The organism is Leifsonia sp. Root4, assembly GCF_001425085.1.
GTDB lineage: Bacteria > Actinomycetota > Actinomycetes > Actinomycetales > Microbacteriaceae > Microterricola.
In genome coordinates this window covers 39,138-62,925 of record NZ_LMDN01000001.1, presented here as the reverse complement: position 1 = coordinate 62,925, position 23,788 = coordinate 39,138, and the positions used below count along the sequence as shown (strand labels likewise).

Genomic DNA, 23,788 nt, shown 5'->3' with positions numbered 1-23,788 from the left:
ATGGGGCGGGTAATCGTGTTACCCACGGAGTCCAACCACGGTTCGATGCAAACCATTCCACGGCGGTGGGCGGGGCCCTCACGTGCTCGCGATGGTTGTCGACGGGTGTCCTTCTATTACACACCATTAAGTGAGCCATAACGTCACGGCATGTATTGCTGCGCCGCCTAGGCTGGGGAAATGACGCACGCCGGATCTGCCCGCACCGGCGTGTTGCCGTGGCTGGCGGCGGTCTGTGCGGTGGTGGCGATCGGCCTCATCGTGCGTTTCGCGCTCGGCGGACCACTGGGCGATGTCGTCGGCGGAATGCTCTACACCGTGCTGCTCGCCCTGCTGATCTACCCGTTGCTTGCGCTGGGCGGGGGTGGTTCTGGGCGACGGGCCCGCGTCTGGCTCGCCGCGGCACTCGGCGGGATGCTCTCCGTGGTGATCGAGCTGCTGCAGCTCACCGGCCTACCGGCCGCGCTCGCCACGGTGTTCCCGCCGGCCCGACTCGTCTTCGGTACCAGCTTCGCCGCGCTCGATCTCGTGGCGTACGCGAGCGGCGCGCTCCTCTTCGGCGCGGTCGGCACTCTGCTCGTGACTCACGCTGGTTCGTGCACAACTCACGCTGGCTCGAGGGAGCAGCCGAGGAACGAGGCCGCGACCGAAGCCGAGTGACCACCTGACCGGCTGCATGTGAGGATGCCGGGGCGGCCGTGTCTGCGGATCCGCTCGGGGCTTCGCGTGCGTCGCTGCTCCTTCGTCGCTGCGCCGCTCGCTCAAGCCAGCGTGCGGAGGGCCGATCAGCGAAAACTCACGCTGGCTCGAGGGAGCAGCCGAGGTACGAGGCCGCGACCGAAGCCGAGTGACCACCTGACAGGCTGCATCTGATGCCGGAGTGCTGGATGCGGGGGCGGCCGTGTCTGCGGGTCCGCTCAGGGCTTCGCGTGCGTCGCTGCTCCTTCGTCGCTGCGCCGCTCGCTCGAGCCGGCGTGCGGATGGGTGCCGCCAGCGTCCGCTGAAACTCACGCTGGCTCGCGGGAGCAGCCGAGGAACGAGGCCGCGACCGAAGCCGAGTGCCGTCCGTGATCGGGTTGCTTCGGGTGCCGTGGCCGCTGTTTCTGCGGAAACGCTCGGGGCTTCGCGTGCGTCGCTGCTCCTTCGTCGCTGCGCCGCTCGCTCAAGCCAGCGTGCGGATGGGTGCCGCCAGCGTCCGCTGAAACTCACGCTGGCTCGAGGGAGCAGCCGAGGAACGAGGCCGCGACCGAAGCCGAGTGACCACCTGACCGGCTGCATCTGATGCCGGAGTGCGGGATGCCGGGGCGGCCGTGTCTGCGGGGCCGCTCGGGGCGTGCGGAGGGCCGTGGCTGCTCGCTGCTAGTCGAGCGTCTTCTGCCAGGCCGCCGAGTAGCCGATGAGTTCGAAGCCGAGCTGGTGGTTGATGCGCAGCATGTGCTCGTTCTCGTCGGCGTTCCAGGTGTAGACCCGGCGCCTGGCCGGGGCGACCTCGGCCAGGCTCACCAGATTCGCCGCCTTCATGAGCATGCCGAGGCCGTGCCCCCGGTGGGCCGCGAGCACGATGGTGTCGGCCTGGTACGCGAGATTCGGGTGCTCGGCGGGCAGTTCCAGCTCCGAATAGGCCGCGATGCTGGCATCCGTGCGGTCGCGCACGGCGACGCGGAGCAGCTCCATGCCTGCCTCCTCCGCCTCGCTCTCGTGCTCACGCACACGATCGGCCGACCACGTCTCCGTGTCGATCTCGAGGTCGGCGGCCGGCGCATCGGTCGCCATGTGGCTGTTCGCCTCCGCGTACGAGTCGATGTACTCCTCCGGCGTCTCCGAGCCCCAGGTGAGCAGCTCGTAGCGGTCGCCGGCGTGCTGCACGGCCCGCGCCAACTCGCCCTGCACCGCAGGGAGTCCGTGCTCGCCGTTGGAGAGGTCGAAGACGCTCACCCGTTCGATCTGGGCCAGCGTGTAGCCGTGTCTCATCGCGAAGCGTGCGCTCGGATCGGTCTCGGGGATGACGGCGGCACCGACCGACGCGGCGAGGCGCGGGACGGTCTCGTCGACCCCGCTCAGCGAGGCGAGCGGGTGATCGCTGTAGCTGTTGAGCGAGGTGCGCCCGGCGGATACCGCGATGCGTTCCGTCTCGGCGAGCAGCCGGCTGCCGAGACCCCTGCCACGCAGGGCGGGATCGCTGGAGACGTAGACGAAGGCGGTGCGCGCCTCATCGTTCAGCTCGTAGCGCACGATCCCGCGCCCGACGACCTCGTCGCCCCGCCACGCGGCAAGGGGCATGCGCCAGGTGAACGCGCTCGGACGATACTCCGGCAGCGACGTTTCCGGGCCGAGCCAGGTGTCCCGGTGACCCCAGATGCTCTCCTCGATCATGCCGGAGAACTCCATGGCCTTCTCGAACGGGATCGCGTCCGCCGTGCCGAGGCGGCGCGGAATCGGCACGCCGCGGATCTCGATCGAGTCGAGCAGAGCCGCGCCGTCATCCGTCATCTCTCCATTACGTCATGCCGATCCCGTGAGGGCAAGCAGAGACGCCCGCAGATTTCCCGGGATTCCGGCGGAGTTCCGGTACCGTAGAGCCAATATCCGCACAGATCCGGCTGTGGCGAGAAGACGAGGCGGCGCGTGTACCTGAAGAGCCTGACCCTGAAGGGGTTCAAGTCCTTTGCACAGCCGACCACTTTCGCCTTCGAACCCGGCGTCACCTGCGTCGTGGGGCCGAACGGATCCGGCAAGTCCAACGTCGTCGACGCCCTCGCCTGGGTGATGGGGGAGCAGGGCGCGAAGACGCTCCGCGGCGGCAAGATGGAAGACGTCATCTTCGCGGGCACCTCGACGCGGGGCCCGCTGGGGCGGGCGGAGGTCACCCTCACGATCGACAACTCCGACGGCGCCCTGCCGATCGAGTACTCCGAGGTCACGATCAGCCGAACCCTGTTCCGCAACGGCGCCAGTGAGTACGCGATCAATGGCCGTGGATGCCGGCTGCTCGACGTGCAGGAGCTGCTGAGCGATTCCGGCCTCGGCCGTGAGATGCACGTCATCGTCGGCCAGGGACAGCTCGACGCCGTGCTGCGAGCGAGCCCAGAGGACCGCCGCGGCTTCATCGAGGAGGCCGCCGGCATCCTGAAGCACCGCCGCCGCAAAGAGAAGACGCTGCGCAAGCTCGACGCGATGCAGGCCAACCTGACCAGGCTCAGCGACCTCGCCGGCGAGATCCGGCGCCAGCTCAAGCCCCTCGGCAAGCAGGCCGAGATCGCCCGCGAAGCACAGTCGATCGCCGCCGTGGTGCGCGATGCACGCGCACGCCTGCTCGCCGACGAGGTCGTCGGGCTGCGACGCGCACTCGACGATTTCACACGGACGGAACACGAACGGCACAGCGAGCGCATCGTGCTGCAGGAGCAGCTCGAGCAGAAGCAGTTGCGGGTGCAGCGCCTCGAACAGGCTCAGCTCGGCGATGCCGTCGACGTTGCGCGCCGCACCAGTTTCGGCCTCGAATCGGTGCAGGAACGGCTGCGCGGACTGTTCACCCTCGCCAATCAGCGCATCGCGCTGCTCGGGCGCGAGACGGGGAGCCCGGGCGTCGGCCCCGGCGTGACCCAGTCGATGGTGACGGAGGCACAGGAGGAGGTGGAGCGGCTGCGTGAGAAGCTGGCGGCGGCCGAAGCCGCCCTCCGCTCCGCCCAGGACGCAACGGTCGCCGCGCGAACCCGGCTCGACGCCGTCGATGAGGAGATCGCGGCGCAGAGCGCCCTCGTCTCCCGCCACGATCTGGAGATCACCCAGCTCACCGGGCAGTCCGACACCGCCGCCTCGCGTCTCGCCGCAGTGCGCGGCGAGGTGCTGCGGCAACAGAACGCCTCTGAGGCCGCTGCCGAGCGCAGGGCCAGGGCCGAGCGGGACCTCGGCGAGCTCGAGGCCGCCGCCGAGCAGAGTGAGGCGGGCGAGACCGACCTCGACGAGGCGTACGAGCTCGCCCAGCGGGAGGTCACGGTCGCCGAGGGGGAGATCGAACGGCTGCGCGACGAATTGCACGTCACGGAGCGCGAACGCGACGCCCTCGCCGCCAAGGTGAGCGCGCTCTCGCGGGCCCTCGACGTCAAGGACGGCTCGGCCGAGCTGCTCGCCGCCGGGCTCGCTGGGGTGCGTGGGCTCGTCGCCGAGAGCGTGCAGGTCACGCCGGGCTTCGAGACCGCCGTCGCCGCCGCGCTCGGCACCTTGGCCGACGCCGTGCTGGTGGAGAGCCGCGACGCGGCGCACGAGGCGGTCGCACACGCCGGCGCGCACGCTCTCGGCCGGGTGGAGCTCGTCATCGCCGAACCGCACGCCGAACCGCACGCCGAACAGGGCTCGGATGCCGCGGCGACCGGGGTCCGCTGGCCAGAGCTCGACGGCATCACCAGCGCGGCGTCCGTCATCACCGCGCCTCCCGGAGTGCTCGGTGTGCTCGCCCACGTCGTGATCGCCGACGACCTGGCCGCCGCTCGCGCCGCGGCGCCGCGGCTGAACGCCGCGTCCGTCGGTGCGCCGGTGACGATCGTCACCCGCGACGGCGACGTCCTCACCGAGTACGTGCTGCGCGGCGGTTCCGGTGGCAAGCAGGGTCGCATCGAGCTGTTGGCCGAGCGGGACGCCGCCGCCGAGCGGCTGGACGAGGTGACCTCACTGATCGAGCGAGCCCGCTTCGCGCTCACCGAGCAGCGCGTCATCCACCAGAACGCGAAGACCGGGTCGCAGGCGGCGCTCGCCACCCTGCGCGAATTCGACTCCAAGCTCGCGACCCAGACCGAGAAGCTCAACCGCGCCCGTGTGCAGTTCGAGGCGTCCGTCGCGGAGTTCGACCGACTCGGCAACTCCCTCACTCTGGCCTCTGCCAGGGTCGCCGAGGCCGAGGCCGCCGCACAGAAGGCGAAATCCGAACTCGAGACGGCGCGCGCCCGGCCCCGGCCACTGCTCGACGTCACGACCCGCGACACGCTCCACGCCGAGCTCGAGCACTCCCGTGAGGCCGAGATCGAGGCGCGCCTCAGTCTCGAGACGGCGCGCGAACGTGCACGGGCGGAGGAGGCGCGCCGCGAGGCGCTGACGCTCCAGCGGGAGCAGGAGCGCGCCGCTGCGGAGGAGGCAGCCCGCAGGGCCGTCATCCGTCGCCGCCAGGTGGATGCCGCCACCGCCGTCGTCGACGCGCTGCCGGAGATCCTCGCATCCGTCGACGCCTCCGTGGCAGAAGCCCGCGTCGAGCTGACGACGGCCGAGACCAAACGGGCATCAGAGAACGAGGAACTGGCAACGCTCCGCCGCGAGGAGGCGGCGCTCCGCGAGCGGCTCGGCACCATCACGGAGAACGTGCACGGCCTCGAGCTGCAGATCTACGAGAAGAAACTCCACCTCTCCAGCCTGCTCGAGCGCGCCGGCTCGGAACTCGGACTCACCGAGGACGTGCTGATCGCCGAGTACGGCCCGGACGTCGAGATCCCTGCCGAGGTCGAGGGCGGCGAACCCGGCCGGTTCGACAAGGCGGAACAAAAGCGCAGGCTCGAGAAGGCCGAACGCACCTTCGCCCAGCTGGGACGGGTGAACCCGCTCGCCCTCGAGGAGTTCGCAGCGCTCGAGCAGCGCCACCTCTTCCTCAGCGAACAGCTCACCGACCTCACCAAGACCCGCGCCGATCTGCTCACGATCATCGAGGAGATCGACGAGAAGATGCAGACCATCTTCGCGGCCGCCTTCGAGGACACGAAGGAGGCGTTCGGGCGGGTGTTCCCGATCCTGTTCCCCGGAGGAACCGGCAGCATCACGCTCACGAATCCGGATGACATGCTCACCACCGGCATCGAGGTGTCTGTGAAGCCGGCCGGGAAGAAGATCGAGCGGCTCTCGCTGCTGTCCGGTGGTGAACGCTCGCTGGCGGCCGTCGCGCTGCTGATCGCGATCTTCAAGGCCAGGCCCAGCCCGTTCTACATCATGGACGAGGTCGAGGCTGCGCTCGATGACGCGAACCTCGGCCGCCTGCTCACGATCTTCCAGGATCTGCGCGAGACCAGCCAGCTCATCGTGATCACGCACCAGAAGCGCACCATGGAGATCGCCGACGCCCTCTACGGCGTCTCGATGCGGCAGGACGGCGTCTCCGCCGTCGTCGGGCAGCGCGTCGCTGCCGAACGCGGAGAGCGCGAGGAGCTGGCGAGCTAGCTCAGGCCGCCACGCGCAGCCGCACCACGTTGTTCCATGGGTCGAGCACGGTGATTCCGTCGTCGGTGACCGTCGCGCTCAGCCCCGCCTCGGCGATGCGGGCGGCGGCGGCATCCAGCTCGGAGCGGTCCGCCAGGATGACGGCAAACTCGCGCAGGCCGGCTGATGACCCACGCGCGCCGGCGCCGGCGCTGTTCCACGTGTTCGCGGCGAGGTGATGGTGGTAACCGCCCGCCGACATGAACAGGGCGCCGTCGGCTCGGCTCGTGACGTCGAATCCGAGGACGTCGACGTAGAAGTGTTCGGCCGACTCGAGATCACCCACGCTGAGGTGCACGTGACCCATCGTCGCGGGGGATGCGTCGCCATCGTCCAGGTGCTCCGCGATGAACGCGCTCGGATCCAACGCGGCCGAGCCCATCGTCACCTGGCCGTCGATCCACTCCCACTCCTCGCGCGGGCGGTCGACGTACAGCTCGACGCCGTTGCCCTCCGGGTCGCCGAGGTAGAACGCCTGGCTGACGGTGTGGTCGGCGCTGCCCTGGTAGCTCGAGGGGAAGCGCTCGGCGATGCTCTGCAGCGACAAGGCCAGTGCTGCGGCATCCGGGAACAGGATGGCCGAGTGGTAGAGCCCGGCGTCGCTGTCGCCCCTGGGCGCGACGGTGGCGTCAGCGACGAGACGGATGAGCTCCTCACCGCCCTGGCCGAGGGAGACCTCGCTCTCGGTCTCCGCAAGCACGTCGAGGCCGATTCCATCCGAGTAGAAGGCGCGCATCGCCGGCAATTCGCCGACGGTGAGCCGCACGGCGCCCATCCGGGTGTCGGCGTGCAGCGGCCCAGACGACACCGGACCGCTCGTGGTGTTCCGGGGTGCCGCGGCGGCCTCAGCGGTGCTGGCCGAACGCCCCGTGAGCGTGACAGCAACGATCACGCCGCCGGCGATCACGGCGGTGAGCACAACGGCGATCGCCGCGATGGCGGTGTGCGACATGCTGGGACGAGCGGAGGCGAGTGTGCGGGGCGATGCGGGCTTTCGGGGCATAGCTGCTGGCAACGAGTCGACGGCGAGGACTATTCCTGTGAAAGCGCCGGGCCGGCCTCGGCTGTCGTCGGAGTCGGGCTCGATCCGCGCGACGCCTTAAGCTGGGCACATGGCTGAACGCACCTCCTCCTGGTCTCTCTCCGGAGCGCTCCGCGGCATGTTCGCGAAGAAGACGATCGACGACGACACCTGGAACGACCTCGAGGACGCGCTCATCACGGCCGACTTCGGCCCCGATGTGACGGATGCCGTCATCAGCGAGCTGCGCGCGAACGTCGCCAAGTACCGCACGACCGACCCAGCCGATCTGCAGCGCATGCTGCGGGAGACGATCGAGGAACGCCTCGCCAGGCTCGACTCGACCCTCAAGCTCACCGAGCGCCCGGCGGTCGTGCTCGTCGTCGGCGTCAACGGCGTCGGCAAGACGACGACGATCGGCAAGTTCGCCAAGTTCCTGCGCACCTACGACCGCACCGTGCTCGTCGGCGCGGCCGACACCTTCCGCGCCGCGGCCGTCGAGCAGCTCGCCACCTGGGCCGAGCGTGCAGGCGTCGGGATCGTTCGTCCCCAGCAGCAGGGCCAAGATCCGGCAGCCGTCGCATTCCAGACCATCGAGAAGGCCAAGGCCGACGGCATCGAGATCGTCATCATCGACACCGCAGGGCGCCTGCAGACCAAGGGCGGTCTGATGGACGAACTCGGCAAGATCCGCCGCGTGATCGAGAAGCAGGCCCCGATCTCCGAGGTGCTCCTCGTGCTCGACGCCACGACCGGCCAGAACGGGCTCGCCCAGGCCGAGGCGTTCATCGAGCACGCCGGTGTGACCGGGCTCGTGCTCACCAAGCTCGACGGCTCGGCCAAGGGCGGCTTCGTGCTCGCGGTGCAGGAGAAGACCGGCATCCCGATCAAGCTCGTCGGTCAGGGCGAGGGCATCAACGACCTAACCGGTTTCACCCCCCACGTCTTCGCCCAGAAACTCGTCGGCTAGCGCCGGCTGCACAAGGAGCACACATCATGGCCATCGAACACGACTACTTCGGCTACCTCGGCAGCGAGCAGGAAGACGAGCTGTACTGGTCCGAGTCCGTCGCCGTCGGCGAGCAGGACGTCGACATCTCGCTCAGCTCGCCGGAGGAGGGCGAGGTCGCCCTCGAATCCCTCGACATCGCAGCCGGCATGATCGGCCAGCTCGAGGATCTGGACTCCGACGCGCGCGAGGCCTTCGTCGGCGAGCTCGCCACCGACACGTCCAACACCATCGCGTACTTCTACCAGAGCGTCGCCGAGCTGGGCGACGAGATCCTCGACGACGCGATGAGCCGGGAATCCGGCGACCGCCAGATCGACTTCCTGCGCTCCCTTCGCCTGCTGCGCGTCAGCTTCCTGCCGCACCACAGCGGCGACGATGAGCCGTTCGCCGTCTTCGAATACTCCATCGCGCCCGGCGAGAGCGACTCCGTGCTGATCGCCCGCTTCAACATCAACGCCGACGTCATCGGCACCGAAACGGCGATCTAGCGCCGTGGGCGAGGCGTTCCGGGCACAGCACGACCCGCGCCCGCTCGACACCGTCTGGCCGGAACTGCTGTGGCCGGTTCCGCGCGAGACCGTGTTGGTCGGGAGCCTCGTGCGCCTTGACATGGTCGATTCGGCAGAGGACGCCGCGGGACTCTTCCACGCCCTCGACGATGACGCCGTCTGGGCCCATGTGGCCGGACGGCCGCGCAGCGTCGCCGACTATCGGCAGCGGATCGCCGCGAGCGAGAACCGCAGCCGCCAGCAGTGGACCATGCGCACCCTGCGCGAGCACCGCGGGCTGCCGGCCGGCAGCGTGATCGGTTCCACCAGTTACATCGACGTGCAGCCGGGCAACGCTGCGCTCGAGATCGGCTCAACCACCTATGCCACGTCGGTGTGGGGCGGCCCGGTGAATCCTGAGACGAAGCTCCTGCTGCTCGAGTACGCCTTCGAGACGCTGAATGCCGGTCGGGTCCAGCTGAAGACCGACATCCGCAACGAGCGTTCGCAGCGGGCGATCGAACGCCTCGGAGCCCGTTTCGAGGGCGTCCTGCGCCGCCATATGCGCCGCGATGACGGCACAGTGCGCGAAACGGTGATGTTCTCGATCATCGCCGAGGAGTGGCCGGCCGTGCGCGCCGCGCTGCGGAATCGCGTCGAGGCAACACTCGCGGCTGAGCAGGGCTCCGCACTCAACTAAACTGTCAACACCATGGCTACATTTGGAACGCTCTCCGACCGGCTTGCCGAGACCTTTAAGAACCTGCGCACGAAGGGCAAGCTCTCCGCTGCCGACGTCGACGGCACCGTGCGCGAGATCCGTCGCGCCCTGCTCGACGCCGACGTCGCGCTAGACGTCGTCAAGAGCTTCACGGCGACGGTGCGCGAACGCGCCCTCGGCGACGAGGTCAACAAGGCGCTGAACCCGGCCCAGCAGGTCGTCCAGATCGTGAATGAGGAGCTCATCACGATCCTCGGCGGCCAGCAGCGCCGCCTCGAATTCTCCAAGAAGCCGCCGACGGTCATCATGCTGGCCGGTTTGCAGGGTGCCGGTAAGACCACCCTCGCCGGCAAGCTCGCCAAGTGGCTCGTCAAAGACGGCCACACCCCGATCCTCGTCGCCTCCGACCTCCAGCGCCCCAACGCCGTCACCCAGCTGCAGGTCGTCGGCGAGCAGGCCGGCGTCCCGGTCTTCGCTCCCGAGCCGGGCAACGGCGTCGGCAACCCGGTCAAGGTCGCCAAGGACGGCGTCGCCTGGGCCAGGCAGAAGCAGCACGACGTCGTCATCGTCGACACCGCCGGCCGCCTCGGCGTCGACGCCGAGATGATGAAGCAGGCCGCCGACATCCGCAAGGCGATCGATCCGGACGAGGTGCTCTTCGTCATCGACGCCATGATCGGTCAGGATGCCGTCGCAACAGCCAAGGCCTTCCAGGAGGGCGTCGACTTCACCGGTGTCGTGCTCTCCAAGCTCGACGGCGACGCCCGCGGTGGCGCGGCGCTCTCGGTGGCCTCCATCACCGGTCGCCCGATCATCTTCGCCTCGACGGGTGAGGGCCTCGACGACTTCGAGCCATTCCACCCCGACCGCATGGCGAGCCGCATCCTCGACCTCGGTGACATCCTCACGCTCATCGAGCAGGCCCAGTCGGCCTTCGACGAGGACGAGGCGCGCGCCGTCGCGGAGAAGTTCGCGACCGACAGCTTCACCCTCGACGACTTCCTCAAGCAGATGCAGCAGCTGCGCAACATGGGCTCCATCAAGAAGATGATGAGCATGTTGCCGGGCGCCGGCGCCATGAAGGCGCAGCTGGAGAACTTCGACGAGCGCGAGATCGTGCGCACCGAGGCGATCATCCAGTCGATGACCAAAGCCGAACGCGTCAATCCCAAGCTGCTCAATGGATCCAGGCGTTTGCGCATCGCACGCGGTAGCGGCATGAGTGTCACCGAGGTCAACCAGCTCGTGAACCGCTTCGAGCAGGCAGCCAAGATGATGAAGACGGTCGCCAAGGGCGGCATGCCGCAGGTTCCGGGCATGGGCCCGATCCCCGGCGGCGGCTTCGGCGGGCGCGGCAAGCCGCAGGCCAAGAAGAAGGGCTCCAAGTCCGGCAACCCGGCCAAGCGCGCTGCGGAGAACGCGGCCATCGCCAGCGGCGTGAAGGCGCCGAGCGGCGTCAGCGCCGGCGGATCCGGTTTCGGACTCGGCGGCGGTGCGGCGCCCAGCCCGAGCGACGAGGACCTCGCCAACTTCCAGAAGCTGCTCGGCAAGGGCTAGGACGTGACGCGCAGGACGATGCGCCCGGTGCGCATCGGAGTGCAGATCGCGCCGCAGCACGGCAGCTACTCACGGATCCGTGACGTCCTGAGCGAGGTCGAGGAGCTGGGCGCAGACATCGCGTTCAACTGGGATCACTTCTTCCCGCTCTCCGGCGATCGGGACGGGCTGCACTTCGAGTCGTGGACGATGCTGGCGGCGTGGGCGGAGCAGACGAGCCGGATCGAGATCGGTGCACTCGTCAACTGCAACAGCTACCGCAACGCCGATCTGCAGGCCGACATGGCACGCACGATCGACCACATCAGCGCACGTGGCGGCGACACCGGGCGCTTCATCTTCGGAACCGGCTCCGGTTGGTTCGAGCGTGACTACACGGAGTACGGCTACGAGTTCGGCACCGTCGGCAGCCGGCTCGACGCCCTGGCCGAATCCCTGCCACGCATCGAGCAGCGCTGGGCCCGGCTGAACCCGGCGCCCACCCGCGACATCCCCGTGCTGATCGGCGGGGCGGGGGAGAAGAAGACGCTGCGCCTGGTCGCCAGGCACGCCGACATCTGGCACTCCTTCAGCTCGCCGGCGACGCTCGAGCACAAGCTCGGCGTGCTTTCCGGATGGTGCGACCGCGAGCAGCGCGAGCTCTCCGACATCGAGGTCTCGGTCGAGCTGAAGAATCGCACGCTCGCGGATGCCGACGCCCTGCACGACCTCGGAGCGACGCTGTTCACGGTGGGCATCACCGGCCCACACTTCGATCTCGGCCCTGTCCGCGACTGGCTCGCCTGGCGCGACGAGCAGAACGCCGGATAGCAAGCGGATAACGCGCCGCACGGAGCGCGTCACCCCGGCCCCCTAGACTCCGATCACGGGAACGCTTCAGACGGACGGGGAAACGATGGACCAGCAGCCAGGGGACACACCACAGGATCCGTCCGCGGTGCCGGCGGCACCGCCGGCTGCGGCAGCCGCCACGCCGGGGGCAGCGACGCCGCCGGTCGCGGGGTCGAAACCCTTCTTCTCGCGCCCGGGTGTTCTGCTCGGTGGCGCGCTCATCCTCGGCCTCCTCGGTGGTTTCCTCGGTGGCTACCTCGGACAGCTGGCCGGCTCGACTGGCTCTGCTGGTGCGCCGAGCACAACGGGGCCCGTCGCCGCCTCTCCCAACGCCGGCGTCTGCGATGCCGAGACGGTGGCGAAGGCCGTGCTGCCGACGATTGTCACCATCAACGTGGTTGGTGAGGCCGGCAGCGGGGTCGGAACCGGCTCCATCATCACGGATGACGGCTACATCCTCACCAACAACCACGTCGTGGCCGCGGCGGTCAACGGCGCCACGATCGTCGTCACGTTCAGCAACGGCCAGCAGCTTCCGGCCACGCTCGTCGGGCGCTCTGCGCAGGCGGACATCGCGGTCGTGAAGGTTGATGCCGATGCGGCGCTGCCGACCGTCACCGTCGGGGACTCGGACGGCCTCGCCGTCGGCCAGCCCGTCGTCGCGCTCGGCGCCCCGCTGGGCCTCTCGAGCACCGTCACCTCCGGCATCGTGAGCGCCCTCGGTCGCGACGTGCCCGTTCCGGCCGACGACGACACGATGGCGCTCCTCGCCGGTGCCATCCAGACCGACGCCGCCATCAACCCCGGCAACTCCGGCGGGGCCCTCGTCGATTGCAGCGGCGCCCAGATCGGCGTCAACTCGGCGATCGCGACCGTTCCGAATGCGGCAGGGCAGGCCGGCGGCGGAAGCGTCGGAATCGGCTTCGCGGTTCCGGTCAACCTGGCCATGAATCTTGCCGAGCAGCTGATCGAGAACGGCGAAGTCTCCTACCCGTACCTCGGCATGCAGGTCGTCGTGATCCCGCAGGACGTCGCCGAACAGTTCAACACCGCACCGGGACTGTTCGTCGAGGGTGTCACAGCGGGTGGCCCGGCCGAGCAGGCCGGCATCGAACCCGGCGACATCATCACGGCGCTCGACGGGCAGCCGGCGACGGATGCCGCGGTGCTGACCCGGCTGAAGTTGACGAAGGAGGTCGGGGACAGCGTCGAGGTCACCTACCTGCGTGGAAGCGAGACCGGCACGGCGACCGTCACCCTCGGCGAGGCGCCGTAGCGGGGCGAGGCTGGTGGCTACGCGCCGACGCCGTCGCGGAGCTCGCGTGCGAGCGCGGCGACGACGGCCCGCAGATCGCCGTCGGACGCCTGCGCCGCCCGCAGCTGCCGCTGGTAGCTGGCTCCGTGCCGCACGATGTCGAGCACGGAGGCGAGCTCCGCGCTGCAACCCAGGTCCGCCGCGATCGGGGCGAGCTCATCGACGAGGCGGCGGAGCTCGTCCGTGACGAGAGCCTCACCGCCGTGGGCGTCGAGGATGATCTCGGCGTCCAGGCCGTAGCGGGCGGCCCGCCACTTGTTCTCGCGGGCATACCAGGGCTGCAGCCAGCCGAGCGTCTCTCCGGCGTCGAGCCGGCGTTCGAGGTGTTCGACGAGACAGTGGATCAGGGCGGCGACCGCGGCGAGTTCTGCGGCGCTGGAGACCCCGTCGCACGCCCGCATCTCGATCGTTCCCCAGTGCGGCGACGGCCGGATGTCCCAGCGCACCTCCGTGTAGTCATCGATGATGCCGGTCACCGTCATGTCGTGCACGTAGCGTTCGTACTCGCTCCAATCGGAGAGCTCGTACGGAAGGCCGGCCGTCGGCAGCTGCTGGAACATCAGCGCCCGGTTCGAGGCGTATCCGGTGTCGACGCCGGCCCAGAACGGGCTCGACGCCGAGAGCGCCAGCAGGTGCGGCAGGTAGCTGCTGAGGCCGCCGAGCAGGGGGAGCACCCGGTCGCGGGCGTCGATGCCCACGTGCACGTGCACGCCCCAGATCATCATGTTGCGCCCCCACCACTGGGTGCGCTCGATCAAGCGGTGATAGCGCGGCTTGTCGGTCACCTGCTGGTCGTACCACTGGCTGAATGGGTGCGAACCGCTGCAGATCAAGTCGACGCCGCGCGGATCGGTCACCGCGCGTACCTCGTCCATCTGTCCCTGCAGCTCGCGCACGGCGTCGCCGACGTTCTCGTGCACGGAGGAGACGAGTTCGACGGTGTTCAGCAGCAGTTCGCCTGTGATGTGCGGATGCCGCGTGCCATCGTCTGCGGCCAGCTCGTCCAGCACCTCGGCGGCCACACCGACGAGCTCACCGCTCGCGCCGTCGACGAGCGCCAACTCCCACTCGATGCCCACCGTCCCGCGGGGGGACTCGGCGAAACTGATCTGCACGGGGTCACCATTCTTCGGGGGAGCCGGGGGAGCACTGCGTTGTAATTCTGGCACGCGCCGCCGCGGCGGGCGTCGCGGCATCCGAAATCGAAATGTTTGACCGTGAATTGGGGAAGCGGGCCGTTATCTGCAAGAATGGTCTGTCGAGCACTGTTTCGTCCGACCCTCTAATCAGACATGCAGTGCCCCTTTGAGCTTTTGCCGAGTGTGCACCCCACGCTCACGGCTGTCAGTTCGCCCATTTCACAAAACACACAGGAGAATTGTGGCTGTCAAGATTCGTCTCAAGCGCATGGGTAAGATCCGCGCACCGTACTACCGCATCGTCGTTGCCGACTCGCGCACCAAGCGCGATGGTCGTGTCATCGAGGAGATCGGCAAGTACCACCCGACCGAGAACCCTTCGTTCATCGAGGTCAACTCCGAGCGTGCTCAGTACTGGCTCAGCGTCGGCGCACAGCCGACCGAGCAGGTTGCAGCAATCCTCAAGCTCACCGGCGACTGGGGTCAGTTCAAGGGTGACAAGAACGCCGTCAGCACCGTCCAGGTGAAGGAGCCCAAGGCTGCTTTCGTCGCGGACGAGAAGAAGAAGCCGGTTCTGAAGCCGAAGGCTGAGAAGCCCGCCGCCAAGGAAGAGGCTCCTGCAGCTGACGCTGAAGAGACCACCGAGGCTCCCGCAGCGGACGAGCAGGCCTAGTCTTGCTCGCTCCCGCTTTGCAGCACCTCGTCAAGGGGATCGTTGATCACCCGGACGACGTGCAGGTTGTGGCCAAGAACTCACCCCGTGGCGACGTCCTCGAGATTCGTGTGAATCCCGAGGACCTCGGCCGGGTGATCGGTCGCGCCGGACGCACCGCCAAGGCCCTGCGCACCCTCGTGGCTGCGCTGGCCGATGGCAAGCGCGTACGCGTCGATGTCGTCGACACTGACTTCTGAAGTGAGTGACGACGACGCGCGCCGCACGCAACTGCGGGTAGGGCGCCTGACCAAGGCGCACGGCCTCAAGGGTGCAATCAAGCTGGAGCTTTTCACGGACGACCCGGGGCGACGTTTCGTCCCGGGCGCCGTGTTCTCCTTGCAGGTTCCCACGGAATCCCCGTGGCACGGAAAGACCCTCGAACTCGCCGAGCTGCGCTGGTACAACAGCCACCCCGTCGGGTTCTTCGTCGGGGTCTCCGACCGCACCGCCGCCGAGGGCCTGGCCAAGGCGATCCTCTGGATCGACCAGGATGACGCAGAGTCGCCCGACGAGGAAGACGCCTGGTACGACCACCAGCTCGCCGGCCTCGCCGTCGTGCGCGACGGTGTCACCGTCGGCCAGGTCGCCCGGATCGAGCACTTCCCGGCACAGGACCTCATCATCGTCAAGACGCCGAACGGCGAGGTGATGGTGCCCTTCGTGAAGGCCATCGTCGCCTCCGTCGACATCGAAGCCGGTGTCGTCACGGTCACGCCTCCGAACGGACTGTTCGAAGAGCTGCCCGAGGAGCCGGCCGAGGTCGCCGAAGCGGATTCAGCCGCAGATGGCGATTCGACAAAGGACTAGACAACGCCATCACCGCCGCGTTCGCGCGCGGTGATCGGAACGTCACGAGAGGGTCACCGGCACGCAGCCCTGCGAGCCGGTGGCCCTCTCGCCGTATCAACCAGCCTGAATGTGAACCACGCTGCGTGCGAACCGGCGTGTGTGAGTCGGCGTGTGTGAGTCGACTCAGACGTTCAGCCGGTAGCCGCGTTTCACAACTGTCGCGATGAGTCCCGGCGTTGCCAATGACTGTCGGAGCCGGCTCAGCGCCATCTCGAGCACATGATCGTCGGCATCGCCGGGAAGCACGCGAGCAAGCTCCTCACGGGAGACGACCGCGCCCCGGGCGGCGTACAGCGCCCGGAAGATCGCCAGGGCGCTCGGCGTCAACGCCACGCGGTTCTCGCCGACCTGCACGACGGTTCCGCGCAGCAACACCGGGCCGGCGACGGTCTGGACGGCGTCGACGTTCGCGCTCTCCAGGTGTTCGCAGACGAGCCGGATCAGCGCACCCATCCGAAAGCGCTCCGGCTGGATCGGTTCCAGGCCGGCCGCCTGCAGCGGCGCAGCGGTCACCGGGCCGACGGCGGCCGTCAGCACCGTGTCGCGCATCGCCGCGAGAAGTTCGGTGCGGCGGCCGAGCTCGTCCGCCGCGCTGAGCAGGGCGTCGACGGCCGGTGCGCTGGTGAAGGTGATGCAGTCCAGTTGTGCGGCGCAGACGGCATCGATCAGGCGACGCACCCGGTGGTCCGAGTCGTCCGGAGCCACCCAGCGGTACGGCGCGACGGTCAGAACGCGCGGGTGAACGGCGCGCAGACGGTCGAGTTGCAGCTCATCCTGGTGACCGTGCACCTGCACGACGACGGTCAGCCCCGGCGGGAACTCCTCGAGCACCTTGTCGACCAGTGAAGCGCTCGTCTCCTCCGCGCTCATCCCGACGTCATCAAGACCGGCTGCACGGATGCCGCCGCGTGCCTTGGGGCCGCGCACGAGGATGCTGGTGCCGCTCAGCGCCTCGGTGAGCGCGTCACCCTGGCCGGCGGCATCCGCCACATCGAACCAGCGCCGGATTCCATACGCAGTCGTGGCGAGCAGCAGATCGGGGCGCGCCGCGATGATCGCGCGGGTGTCGGCGATGACAGGCTCGTCTTCTGCGGCATTGACGATGTGCAGCGTCGGCGCGTGCATCACAGTCGCCCCGCGTCGCTCGAAGGCGTCGATGAGGTCGCCGGAGCGGCGGTCGCTGGTCACCGCGATGCGAAAACCGTGGAGTTGATCGGGGCGGAGACCGAGAACCGGCTCCTCCTGCGCGTCACTCCGGACCCCAGGGTGACGGGTGGTCACGCGCTGTGCATCAGCCCCGAGCCCCGGGTGACGGGTGGTCACGCGTCGACCAGGCCTGCGCCGAGATCGGAATCCACGCGTGCGGCGCGCGCCATCAGCGATACGGCATCGCTGTCGCCATCGTTCGCCAGGCGAACGACCTCGCCGATCACCAGAACGGCGGGCGAGGAGACGCGGGCGGTCGACGCCTCGGCCAGGATGCTGCCGAGATCGGCGATGGTGGTGCGCTGGGTGTCGCTGAATCCGCGTTCGATGATGGCAACCGGCATGCTCGCCGGGGTGCCGTGGCGCAGCAGGCCGCTGCAGAGCGATGGCAGGGTGTTGATGCCCATGAGCACGACGATTGTGCCGCCGAGCCCGGAGAGGTGCAGCAGCTCGTCGTTGGAGAGCGGCGCGTGCCCGGAGACCACGGTGAAGAGCCTGCTCACCCCGCGGTGGGTGAGCGGGATGCCGGCGGCAGCCGGCACGGCGATGGCGCTGCTCACGCCGGGGATCACCGCGACGGGGATGCCCGCCCGGTGGCAGGCGAGCACTTCCTCGCTGCCGCGACCGAGCACGTAAGGGTCGCCGCCCTTCAGCCGCACGACGTGCGCGCCGGTGCTGGCGTGCTCGACGATGAGCGCCTCGATGCCGCTCTGGCTCACGGGGTGGTGACCCGGCTGCTTGCCGACGTCGATCAGGATGGCGTTCGGCGCCTGCTCGCGCAGTGCCGCCAGCGGAGCGAGGCGGTCATAGAGCACGACGTCCGCGCTGCTCAAAGCGTCAACACCGGCGACGGTGAGGAGACCACCGCTTCCCGGACCACCGCCGACGAGCGTCACGCGGCCGCGCGTGATCGGTGCATCCGTGATCGGTGCATTCGTCATTGTCATTGTCCTCTCACGGGAATGCTGGGGCCGCTCAGCATGACCTTGCCGTCTTCCGCTTCACCCGGGAAAGCCGGCCGCATCTGCCCCCGCTCCAGAACGCGGCCGATGCTCGGATCAGGCGTGCCCGGCGCGTTCACGAAGGAGCGGAAACGGCGAAGTCTCTCTGGGTCGGCCAGCGTAGCAGCCCACTCGTCTTCGTAGCTCCCCACATGACGTTCCATTGCCGCCTCGAGTTCTGCGGCCAGACCGAGCGAGTCATTCACCACAACGTCGTACACGTGCTCCAGCCCGCCGTCCAGCTCCTCGATCCACCTGGCCGTGCGCTGCAAGCGGTCGGCCGTGCGGATGTAGTACATCATGTAGCGGTCGATGTAGGCGATGAGCGTCTCGTCGTCCAGGTCGGATGCCAGCAGCTGGCCGTGGCTGGGCTGGAAGCCGCCGTTGCCGCCGACGAAGAGGTTCCAGCCCTTGTCGCTGGCGATCACCCCCACGTCCTTGCCCCGTGCCTCCGCGCACTCCCTGGCGCAGCCGGAGACGCCGAACTTGAACTTGTGCGGGGCGCGCAGACCGCGGTAACGCAGTTCCAAGCGGATAGCCATCGACACCGAATCCTGCACGCCGAAACGGCACCAGGTCGATCCGACGCAGCTCTTCACGTTGCGCAGCGCCTTGCCGTAGGCCTGGCCGGATTCGAAGCCGGCATCCACGAGGATCCGCCAGATGTCCGGCAACTGGTCGAGCCTGGCCCCGAACAGGTCGATGCGCTGGCCGCCGGTGATCTTCGTGTACAGCCCGAACTGCGTGGCGACGGCGGCGATGACGGCGAGCTTGGCCGGCGTGATCTCACCGCCGGGGATCCGGGGGACGACCGAGTAGCTGCCGTCCTTCTGCATGTTGGCCATGGCACGGTCATTGGTGTCCTGGAGGGCGCCGCGGCCATTGTCGAGGATGTAGTCGTTGCCCTGGCTGGCCAGGATCGAGCCGATGACCGGCTTGCAGATGTCACAGCCGCGGCCGCTGCCGAAGCGTTCGATGATTTCCTCGAACGAGCGCAGGCCGAGCACCCGCACCGACTCGAAGAGATCCTGGCGGCTCAGCGCGAAGTGCTCGCAGAGCGCCGAGGAGAGCGTCGCACCGGATTTCGCGAGTTCTCCCTGCAGCAGCTTCTTGACGAGCGGCACACAGGAGCCGCACTGCGTTCCCGCACGCGTGCAGGCTTTCAGCTCGCCCAGGTCATGGCACGGTTCGCCATCGTTCCCATTGTGGACGGCGCCGCGCACGGTGCCGACACGCACGTTGTTGCACGAGCAGACGAGCGCGTCATCGGGCAGCTCGTCTCCGGTTGGCGCCTGCGCGCCGGCCGCGGAGAGGTAGGCGGCGGGCTCCGCGCTCAACGAGCGACCGAGCAGCGGGCGCAATGCCGAGTAGGGCGCGGCGTCGCCGACGAAGACGCCGCCGAGGAGCGTGCGGGCATCGTCGGACATCACGAGCTTCTGGTAGAGCCCTCTGGCCGGATCGGCGTACACGATCTCCAGAGCGCCTTCCGTCTCGCCCATCGCATCGCCGAAGCTCGCAACGTCGACGCCGGAGAGCTTCAGCTTCGTGGCGTCATCGATCGTGTCGAATTCGGCGTGACCGCCGAGCAAGCGGTCGGCCACCGTCTCGGCCATGGCGTTGGCCGGTGCGACGAGCCCGACGCAGCGACCGTCGACGCACGCCACCTCGCCGATCGCCCAGATGTTCGGGTCGGAGCTGCGGCAGTCGGAGCCGATGACGACGCCGCCCCGGGCACCGATCGTCAGTCCGGCCGCCCGGGCGAGCTCGTCGCGCGCGGTGATGCCGATCGCGAAGATCACGATGTCGGCCTCAACGGTGCTGCCGTTGCTGAACCGGACCGCGACCACCCGGCCGTCCTCGACCACGATGTTGCGTGGCCGGGTTCCGAGGTGCAGCGTCAGGCCCTGGGCCGTGATGAGGCGGGACAGCGCCTGCCCCGCTCCCTCGTCGAGCTGGGCGGACATCAGCCAGCTGCCGCTGTGCACGACGGCGGCCTCTGCGCCGAGGGCGTGCAGACCGCCGGCGGCCTCGAGGCCGAGCAGACCGCCTCCGGCCACCAGGACCTTGGTCGGTCGGCCGAGGCGTGCGCTCAGCTCGGCGGTCTCGGCGACGAGGGCGTCGACGTCGTCGATGGTGCGGTAGACCCTGGCGTGCTCGCTTCCGGGGATCTCGGGAACGGGCGCGCTGGACCCCGTGGCGAACACGAGGTCGTCGTAGTCGTAGACGGCACCGGATGCCGCGCTCACCGTGCGTGCCAGCGGATCCACCGCGACGACCCGTGTGCCCGTGTGGATCTGCACACGCTCGCTGTCCCACGGGCTGCTCGGGGTCAGCGTCAAGTCTTCCCGTCCGTGCAGGCGCCTGCTCAGTGCAACCCTGTCGTACGGCAGGTGGTTCTCCTCGCTCAGCACCGTGAGGCGAACGAGCCCGGACTGGTCGCGGCTGCCGATCGCGTCGGCCAGCCGGTGCGCTGCCGGCCCGCCGCCGATCACGACGACTCGGCGTGGGGCGCTCTCACGGGCGGCAGTATCTCTGGCGGTGGCGATTCTGTTGTCATCGGCAGGCATCGGTGACCTCGTCTCTCTGTCGGAACAGGGCCGAGCCTATGGACACACCGTTTCTCGGCCTTTACCCCCGTGTAACGCGCGATGTCCTGCGTCCCACCCGGGGCGCCGTGCACTGTGAGGTGCCCGTCATCCGGAGGTAACACGCGCTGTCCTCGGCCGAAACATCCGCTGCGTACTGTCGAATTCGTTGCGGCGCCGATGAGCGGACGAGACCTGATGAGAGGACGAGAACTGATGAGCATGACACTGGAACAGACCGAGACTCGCAGCACTGCCGTCTGGGAGCAGGCGTGCGCGCTCGCCGACCTCGAGCCGTCCTGGGGCGAAGCGGTGCTGCTGCGGATGAAGCAGATCGCGCTCTTCAAGGTGTCGCCGAAGGAGATCTACGCGGTCTGTCACCGCGACCCGCAGACCGATGCCTATGTGATGGCGCGCGGGATCATCGGCTCGAAGGGGGAGCGGCCAACCATCGCCTCGCCCCTGCTCAAAGAGGTCTACGACCTCGGCACCGGCGAGTGCTTCAGCGATCCTGCGCTGCACCTCAAGACCTTCCGCACCCGCGTCGTCGGCGGATTCATCGAGATCGAGTTCGAATGACGTTGCTCGCCGTCTCCCACGGGACCTCGTCGCCGGAGGGTCAACGCGCGGTGGCAGCTCTGGTCGAGTCTGTCGCGAGGGCGCGCCCAGAACTCGACGTCGTCGGGGGATTCGTCGATGTGCAGCAGCCGGACGTGGCGGCGTCCTTGGCGGCACTCGACCCGCGGGGCATCGTTGTCGTCGTCCCGCTGCTGCTCTCGGCGGGATACCACGTGCACGTGGACCTGCGCGAGGATCTCGCCGCGGCCGAGGATCACACGACCGCGCTCGCCGCAGCGCTCGGCCCCGACGATCGGCTCGTCACCCTGCTGGCGCGCCGCCTGACCGAGGCCGGCCTGCGCCCGGACGACCGCGTCGTCCTCGCCGCCGCCGGGTCGAGCGACCAGCGCGCGGTGGTGGATTGCGCCGAGATGGCAGGGCGGCTGGGCCTGCTACTGCGGCGCGACGTCGGTCTCGGCTTCATCTCGGCGGCAACACCACGCCTGGCCGACGCCGTCATCGATGCGAGGGCTCAGGCGCCCGGTGCCAGAGTCGTGCTCGCCAGCTACCTCCTGGCCCCGGGATACTTCGCCGCGCTGGCGCACCAGGCGGGCGCGGATGTCGTGAGTGCGCCGCTGCTCGTCGCGAACCGTTTCCCTCCGGCGGAACTGGTCGCGCTTGTCGGCGACCGCTACGACGGCGCCGTCGCGAGCAGCCTCGCGAGCAGTTCGGCGGAGGTCCTCTCGTAAGATTGACCAATGCGCATCGACATCGTCACGATCTTTCCCGAATTCTTCGATGTGCTCGACATCTCCCTGCTCGGCAAGGCGCGAGCGAACGGCCTGATCGAACTCGGCGTGCACAACCTGCGCGACTTCACCCACGACCGCCACAACACCGTCGACGACACCCCAGCAGGCGGCGGCGCCGGCATGGTGATGAAGCCGGAGCCGTGGGGCGAGGCGCTCGACTCGATCCTGGATTCCGGAACCTCCGGTTCCGATGCCGATCCGATCATCATCTTCCCCTCGCCGGCCGGGGTGCGCTTCGACCAGAAGATGGCCCGCGAGCTCGCCGACGAGCAGCACATCGTCTTCGGCTGCGGACGCTACGAGGGCATCGACCAGCGCGTCTTCGACGAGTACGCGGAGCGGGGACGCGTGCGTCTCGTCAGCCTCGGCGACTACGTTCTGAACGGCGGCGAGGTTGCCGTCATGGCGATGATCGAAGCCGTCGGCCGGCTCATCCCCGGGGTCGTCGGCAACCCGGAGAGCCTCGTCGAGGAATCCCACGAGGACGGTCTTCTCGAATACCCGAGCTACACCAAACCGGCGGTCTGGCGCGAGCGCGAGGTGCCACCGGTGCTCCGCAGCGGAGACCACGGGGCGATCGCGCGCTGGCGCCACGAGCAGCAGGTGGAGCGCACGCGACGCGTGCGGCCGGACCTGCTTCCGCCCGAGCTGCAGCACGACGCGTAGCGTCGCGCACGTTCGCCCGACGGAATTCGCGCTGGCTCGAGGGAGCAGCCGAGGGACGAGGCCGCGACCGAAGTCCTGCCTCCCGCGGGAACGTTCCTTTTCACGCTGGCTGGAGGGAGCGCCAGCGACCGAAGCCTTGAGCATCTGGCCGGATCGGGTTGCCCCGAATATCACGGGCGGCGGTTGTCGCGGATTCGCTCGGGGCTTCGCGAGCGGGCCTCCTCCGTCGGCTCGTTCGCTCGAGCCAGCGTGCGGATTCGTGGGGAGCAGCCGAGGAGAATTTTTCGTTCTGTGTTTCAATCCCGCTTCGTGAGGATCAGCGGGCCGTCTTCGGTGATCGCGATCGTGTGTTCCATGTGAGCACCGCGCGAGCCGTCGGCGCTGCGCAGCGTCCAGCCGTCGGCGTCCGTCACGATGCGATTGGTCGTGTGCAGGAACCACGGCTCGATCGCGATGACCAGACCGGGGCGCAGGGGGAGGCCGCGGCCGGCGCGACCGTCGTTCGGGATGTGCGGGTCGCCGTGCATGGTGCGGCCGACACCGTGGCCGCCGAAATCGGTGTTGATCGTGTAGCCGTCGCCGTGGCCGACGGCGGCGATGGCGGCGGAGATATCACCGATCTTGTTGCCGGCCTGTGCGGCGGCGATGCCGGCCGCAAGGGCGCGCGTCGTGGTGTCGATGAGCTTCAGGTCCTCATCGCGCGGGGTGCCGACGACGATCGAGAGCGCGGAGTCGCTGACCCAGCCGTTGACGGATGCAGCGAAGTCCAGCGTCAGCAGATCGCCGTCGCGCAGCGCGTAGTCGTGGGGGAGACCGTGCAGGACCGCGTCGTTGACCGAGGTGCAGATGACCTTGCCGAACGGGCTCGCTCCGAAGCTCGGGTGGTAGTCGATGTAGCAGCTTTCCGCACCGGCTGCCCGGATCATGTCGTGCGCCAGCTTGTCCAGGCTGAGGAGGTTCACCCCGACCTTGGCGGCCGCCGCCGTGGCCGTGAGCACGCTCGCCACGAAGCGACCGGCCGGCTCCATCTGCTCGATCTCGGCGGGGGTGCGCAGCTCAATCATGGGCCGTCCTCTCT

21 protein-coding genes are annotated in these 23,788 nt (G+C 68.8%); 14 read left to right on the top strand and 7 right to left on the bottom strand.

The window, feature by feature from the left end:
- The first annotated feature begins 180 nt into the window (after positions 1-180).
- Positions 181-660 (top strand): DUF2809 domain-containing protein, encoded by a 480-nt coding sequence (locus ASC66_RS00295; RefSeq protein WP_055833149.1) that lies wholly within the window; start codon positions 181-183, stop codon positions 658-660.
- Between the two features lie 699 nt (positions 661-1,359).
- On the opposite strand, the gene ASC66_RS00290 is transcribed toward ASC66_RS00295, so the two are convergent.
- Positions 1,360-2,490 (bottom strand): GNAT family N-acetyltransferase, encoded by a 1,131-nt coding sequence (locus ASC66_RS00290; RefSeq protein ID WP_055833145.1) that lies wholly within the window; start codon positions 2,488-2,490, stop codon positions 1,360-1,362.
- Between the two features lie 135 nt (positions 2,491-2,625).
- Between ASC66_RS00290 and smc the strand changes: the two genes are divergently transcribed.
- The gene (gene smc, locus ASC66_RS00285) at positions 2,626-6,195 is read left to right on the top strand and encodes a chromosome segregation protein SMC (RefSeq protein WP_055833142.1); all 3,570 of its coding nucleotides are present in this window, start codon (positions 2,626-2,628) and stop codon (positions 6,193-6,195) included.
- 1 nt (position 6,196) lies between these two features.
- On the opposite strand, the gene ASC66_RS00280 is transcribed toward smc, so the two are convergent.
- Positions 6,197-7,186, bottom strand: a complete 990-nt coding sequence (locus ASC66_RS00280; RefSeq protein ID WP_235496605.1) for a VOC family protein — start codon at positions 7,184-7,186, stop codon at positions 6,197-6,199.
- Between the two features lie 160 nt (positions 7,187-7,346).
- Here ASC66_RS00280 and ftsY point away from each other — a divergent pair, with 160 nt between their 5' ends.
- The 6 genes from ftsY (at position 7,347) to ASC66_RS00250 (ending at position 13,140) form a co-directional block, all read left to right on the top strand.
- Positions 7,347-8,225 carry a signal recognition particle-docking protein FtsY gene (gene ftsY / locus ASC66_RS00275; RefSeq protein ID WP_055833139.1) on the top strand — a complete coding sequence of 293 codons (879 nt, stop codon included), beginning with the start codon at positions 7,347-7,349 and terminating at the stop codon, positions 8,223-8,225.
- Between the two features lie 26 nt (positions 8,226-8,251).
- Positions 8,252-8,755, top strand: coding sequence for a DUF2004 domain-containing protein (locus ASC66_RS00270; protein WP_055833137.1), 504 nt, complete (start codon positions 8,252-8,254; stop codon positions 8,753-8,755).
- Between the two features lie 4 nt (positions 8,756-8,759).
- Positions 8,760-9,455 (top strand): GNAT family N-acetyltransferase, encoded by a 696-nt coding sequence (locus ASC66_RS00265; RefSeq protein WP_055833132.1) that lies wholly within the window; start codon positions 8,760-8,762, stop codon positions 9,453-9,455.
- A gap of 12 nt (positions 9,456-9,467) precedes the next feature.
- Positions 9,468-11,033: a signal recognition particle protein gene (ffh, locus tag ASC66_RS00260; RefSeq protein ID WP_055833129.1), complete on the top strand. Its 1,566-nt coding sequence runs from the start codon at positions 9,468-9,470 to the stop codon at positions 11,031-11,033.
- A gap of 18 nt (positions 11,034-11,051) precedes the next feature.
- Complete coding sequence (locus tag ASC66_RS00255; protein WP_055833126.1) at positions 11,052-11,843, top strand: LLM class F420-dependent oxidoreductase; 792 nt, start codon at positions 11,052-11,054, stop codon at positions 11,841-11,843.
- Between the two features lie 85 nt (positions 11,844-11,928).
- A complete protein-coding gene (locus tag ASC66_RS00250) occupies positions 11,929-13,140 on the top strand; it encodes a S1C family serine protease (RefSeq protein WP_082491905.1) in 1,212 nt (403 codons plus the stop codon).
- 17 nt (positions 13,141-13,157) lie between these two features.
- On the opposite strand, the gene ASC66_RS00245 is transcribed toward ASC66_RS00250, so the two are convergent.
- Positions 13,158-14,294: a glutamate--cysteine ligase gene (locus tag ASC66_RS00245; RefSeq protein WP_055833123.1), complete on the bottom strand. Its 1,137-nt coding sequence runs from the start codon at positions 14,292-14,294 to the stop codon at positions 13,158-13,160.
- 265 nt (positions 14,295-14,559) lie between these two features.
- On the opposite strand from ASC66_RS00245, the gene rpsP reads away from it, so the two are divergent.
- The 3 genes from rpsP to rimM are packed head-to-tail and all read left to right on the top strand — an operon-like array spanning position 14,560 to position 15,840.
- On the top strand, positions 14,560-14,991 hold the full coding sequence (gene rpsP / locus ASC66_RS00240; protein ID WP_055833120.1) for a 30S ribosomal protein S16: 432 nt from the start codon (positions 14,560-14,562) through the stop codon (positions 14,989-14,991).
- 2 nt (positions 14,992-14,993) lie between these two features.
- Positions 14,994-15,230 (top strand): RNA-binding protein, encoded by a 237-nt coding sequence (locus ASC66_RS00235; protein WP_055833116.1) that lies wholly within the window; start codon positions 14,994-14,996, stop codon positions 15,228-15,230.
- Positions 15,208-15,840, top strand: a complete 633-nt coding sequence (gene rimM / locus ASC66_RS00230; RefSeq protein WP_055833113.1) for a ribosome maturation factor RimM — start codon at positions 15,208-15,210, stop codon at positions 15,838-15,840. The genes ASC66_RS00235 and rimM overlap by 23 nt, the downstream gene beginning before the upstream one ends.
- Positions 15,841-16,005: 165 nt before the next feature.
- Here rimM and ASC66_RS00225 read toward each other — a convergent pair whose 3' ends face one another.
- The 3 genes from ASC66_RS00225 to nirB are packed head-to-tail and all read right to left on the bottom strand — an operon-like array spanning position 16,006 to position 20,656.
- Positions 16,006-17,163, bottom strand: coding sequence for a uroporphyrinogen-III synthase (locus ASC66_RS00225; RefSeq protein WP_055835993.1), 1,158 nt, complete (start codon positions 17,161-17,163; stop codon positions 16,006-16,008).
- 38 nt (positions 17,164-17,201) lie between these two features.
- Positions 17,202-18,029 carry a uroporphyrinogen-III C-methyltransferase gene (gene cobA / locus ASC66_RS00220; RefSeq protein WP_055833110.1) on the bottom strand — a complete coding sequence of 276 codons (828 nt, stop codon included), beginning with the start codon at positions 18,027-18,029 and terminating at the stop codon, positions 17,202-17,204.
- A gap of 2 nt (positions 18,030-18,031) precedes the next feature.
- Complete coding sequence (gene nirB, locus ASC66_RS00215; RefSeq protein WP_055833107.1) at positions 18,032-20,656, bottom strand: nitrite reductase large subunit NirB; 2,625 nt, start codon at positions 20,654-20,656, stop codon at positions 18,032-18,034.
- A 234-nt stretch (positions 20,657-20,890) separates the two neighbouring features.
- On the opposite strand from nirB, the gene nirD reads away from it, so the two are divergent.
- From nirD to trmD, 3 genes are read left to right on the top strand one after another with little or no spacing between them, the layout of a single operon-like run.
- Positions 20,891-21,253, top strand: a complete 363-nt coding sequence (gene nirD, locus ASC66_RS00210) for a nitrite reductase small subunit NirD (RefSeq protein ID WP_055833104.1) — start codon at positions 20,891-20,893, stop codon at positions 21,251-21,253.
- Positions 21,250-21,981 carry a sirohydrochlorin chelatase gene (locus ASC66_RS00205; protein WP_055833101.1) on the top strand — a complete coding sequence of 244 codons (732 nt, stop codon included), beginning with the start codon at positions 21,250-21,252 and terminating at the stop codon, positions 21,979-21,981. The genes nirD and ASC66_RS00205 overlap by 4 nt, the downstream gene beginning before the upstream one ends.
- A 9-nt stretch (positions 21,982-21,990) precedes the next feature.
- Positions 21,991-22,710: a tRNA (guanosine(37)-N1)-methyltransferase TrmD gene (gene trmD, locus ASC66_RS00200; RefSeq protein WP_055833098.1), complete on the top strand. Its 720-nt coding sequence runs from the start codon at positions 21,991-21,993 to the stop codon at positions 22,708-22,710.
- A gap of 296 nt (positions 22,711-23,006) precedes the next feature.
- Here the strand turns inward: trmD and map are convergent, their stop codons facing one another.
- Complete coding sequence (gene map, locus ASC66_RS00195) at positions 23,007-23,774, bottom strand: type I methionyl aminopeptidase (RefSeq protein ID WP_055833096.1); 768 nt, start codon at positions 23,772-23,774, stop codon at positions 23,007-23,009.
- Positions 23,775-23,788: the final 14 nt, after the last annotated feature.

Excerpts from the sequence above, each read along its gene's own strand:
- ffh (WP_055833129.1), top strand. The coding sequence starts at position 9,468 with ATGGCTACATTTGGAACGCTCTCCGACCGGCTTGCCGAGACCTTTAAG.
- ASC66_RS00250 (WP_082491905.1), top strand. The coding sequence starts at position 11,929 with ATGGACCAGCAGCCAGGGGACACACCACAGGATCCGTCCGCGGTGCCG.
- map (WP_055833096.1), bottom strand. The coding sequence starts at position 23,774 with ATGATTGAGCTGCGCACCCCCGCCGAGATCGAGCAGATGGAGCCGGCC.
- nirD (WP_055833104.1), top strand. The coding sequence starts at position 20,891 with ATGAGCATGACACTGGAACAGACCGAGACTCGCAGCACTGCCGTCTGG.
- ASC66_RS00255 (WP_055833126.1), top strand. The coding sequence starts at position 11,052 with ATGCGCCCGGTGCGCATCGGAGTGCAGATCGCGCCGCAGCACGGCAGC.
- ASC66_RS00205 (WP_055833101.1), top strand. The coding sequence starts at position 21,250 with ATGACGTTGCTCGCCGTCTCCCACGGGACCTCGTCGCCGGAGGGTCAA.
- rimM (WP_055833113.1), top strand. The coding sequence starts at position 15,208 with ATGTCGTCGACACTGACTTCTGAAGTGAGTGACGACGACGCGCGCCGC.
- ASC66_RS00270 (WP_055833137.1), top strand. The coding sequence starts at position 8,252 with ATGGCCATCGAACACGACTACTTCGGCTACCTCGGCAGCGAGCAGGAA.
- cobA (WP_055833110.1), bottom strand. The coding sequence starts at position 18,029 with ATGACGAATGCACCGATCACGGATGCACCGATCACGCGCGGCCGCGTG.
- ASC66_RS00290 (WP_055833145.1), bottom strand. The coding sequence starts at position 2,490 with ATGACGGATGACGGCGCGGCTCTGCTCGACTCGATCGAGATCCGCGGC.
- ASC66_RS00295 (WP_055833149.1), top strand. The coding sequence starts at position 181 with ATGACGCACGCCGGATCTGCCCGCACCGGCGTGTTGCCGTGGCTGGCG.
- ftsY (WP_055833139.1), top strand. The coding sequence starts at position 7,347 with ATGGCTGAACGCACCTCCTCCTGGTCTCTCTCCGGAGCGCTCCGCGGC.
- trmD (WP_055833098.1), top strand. The coding sequence starts at position 21,991 with ATGCGCATCGACATCGTCACGATCTTTCCCGAATTCTTCGATGTGCTC.
- ASC66_RS00280 (WP_235496605.1), bottom strand. The coding sequence starts at position 7,186 with ATGTCGCACACCGCCATCGCGGCGATCGCCGTTGTGCTCACCGCCGTG.
- nirB (WP_055833107.1), bottom strand. The coding sequence starts at position 20,656 with ATGCCTGCCGATGACAACAGAATCGCCACCGCCAGAGATACTGCCGCC.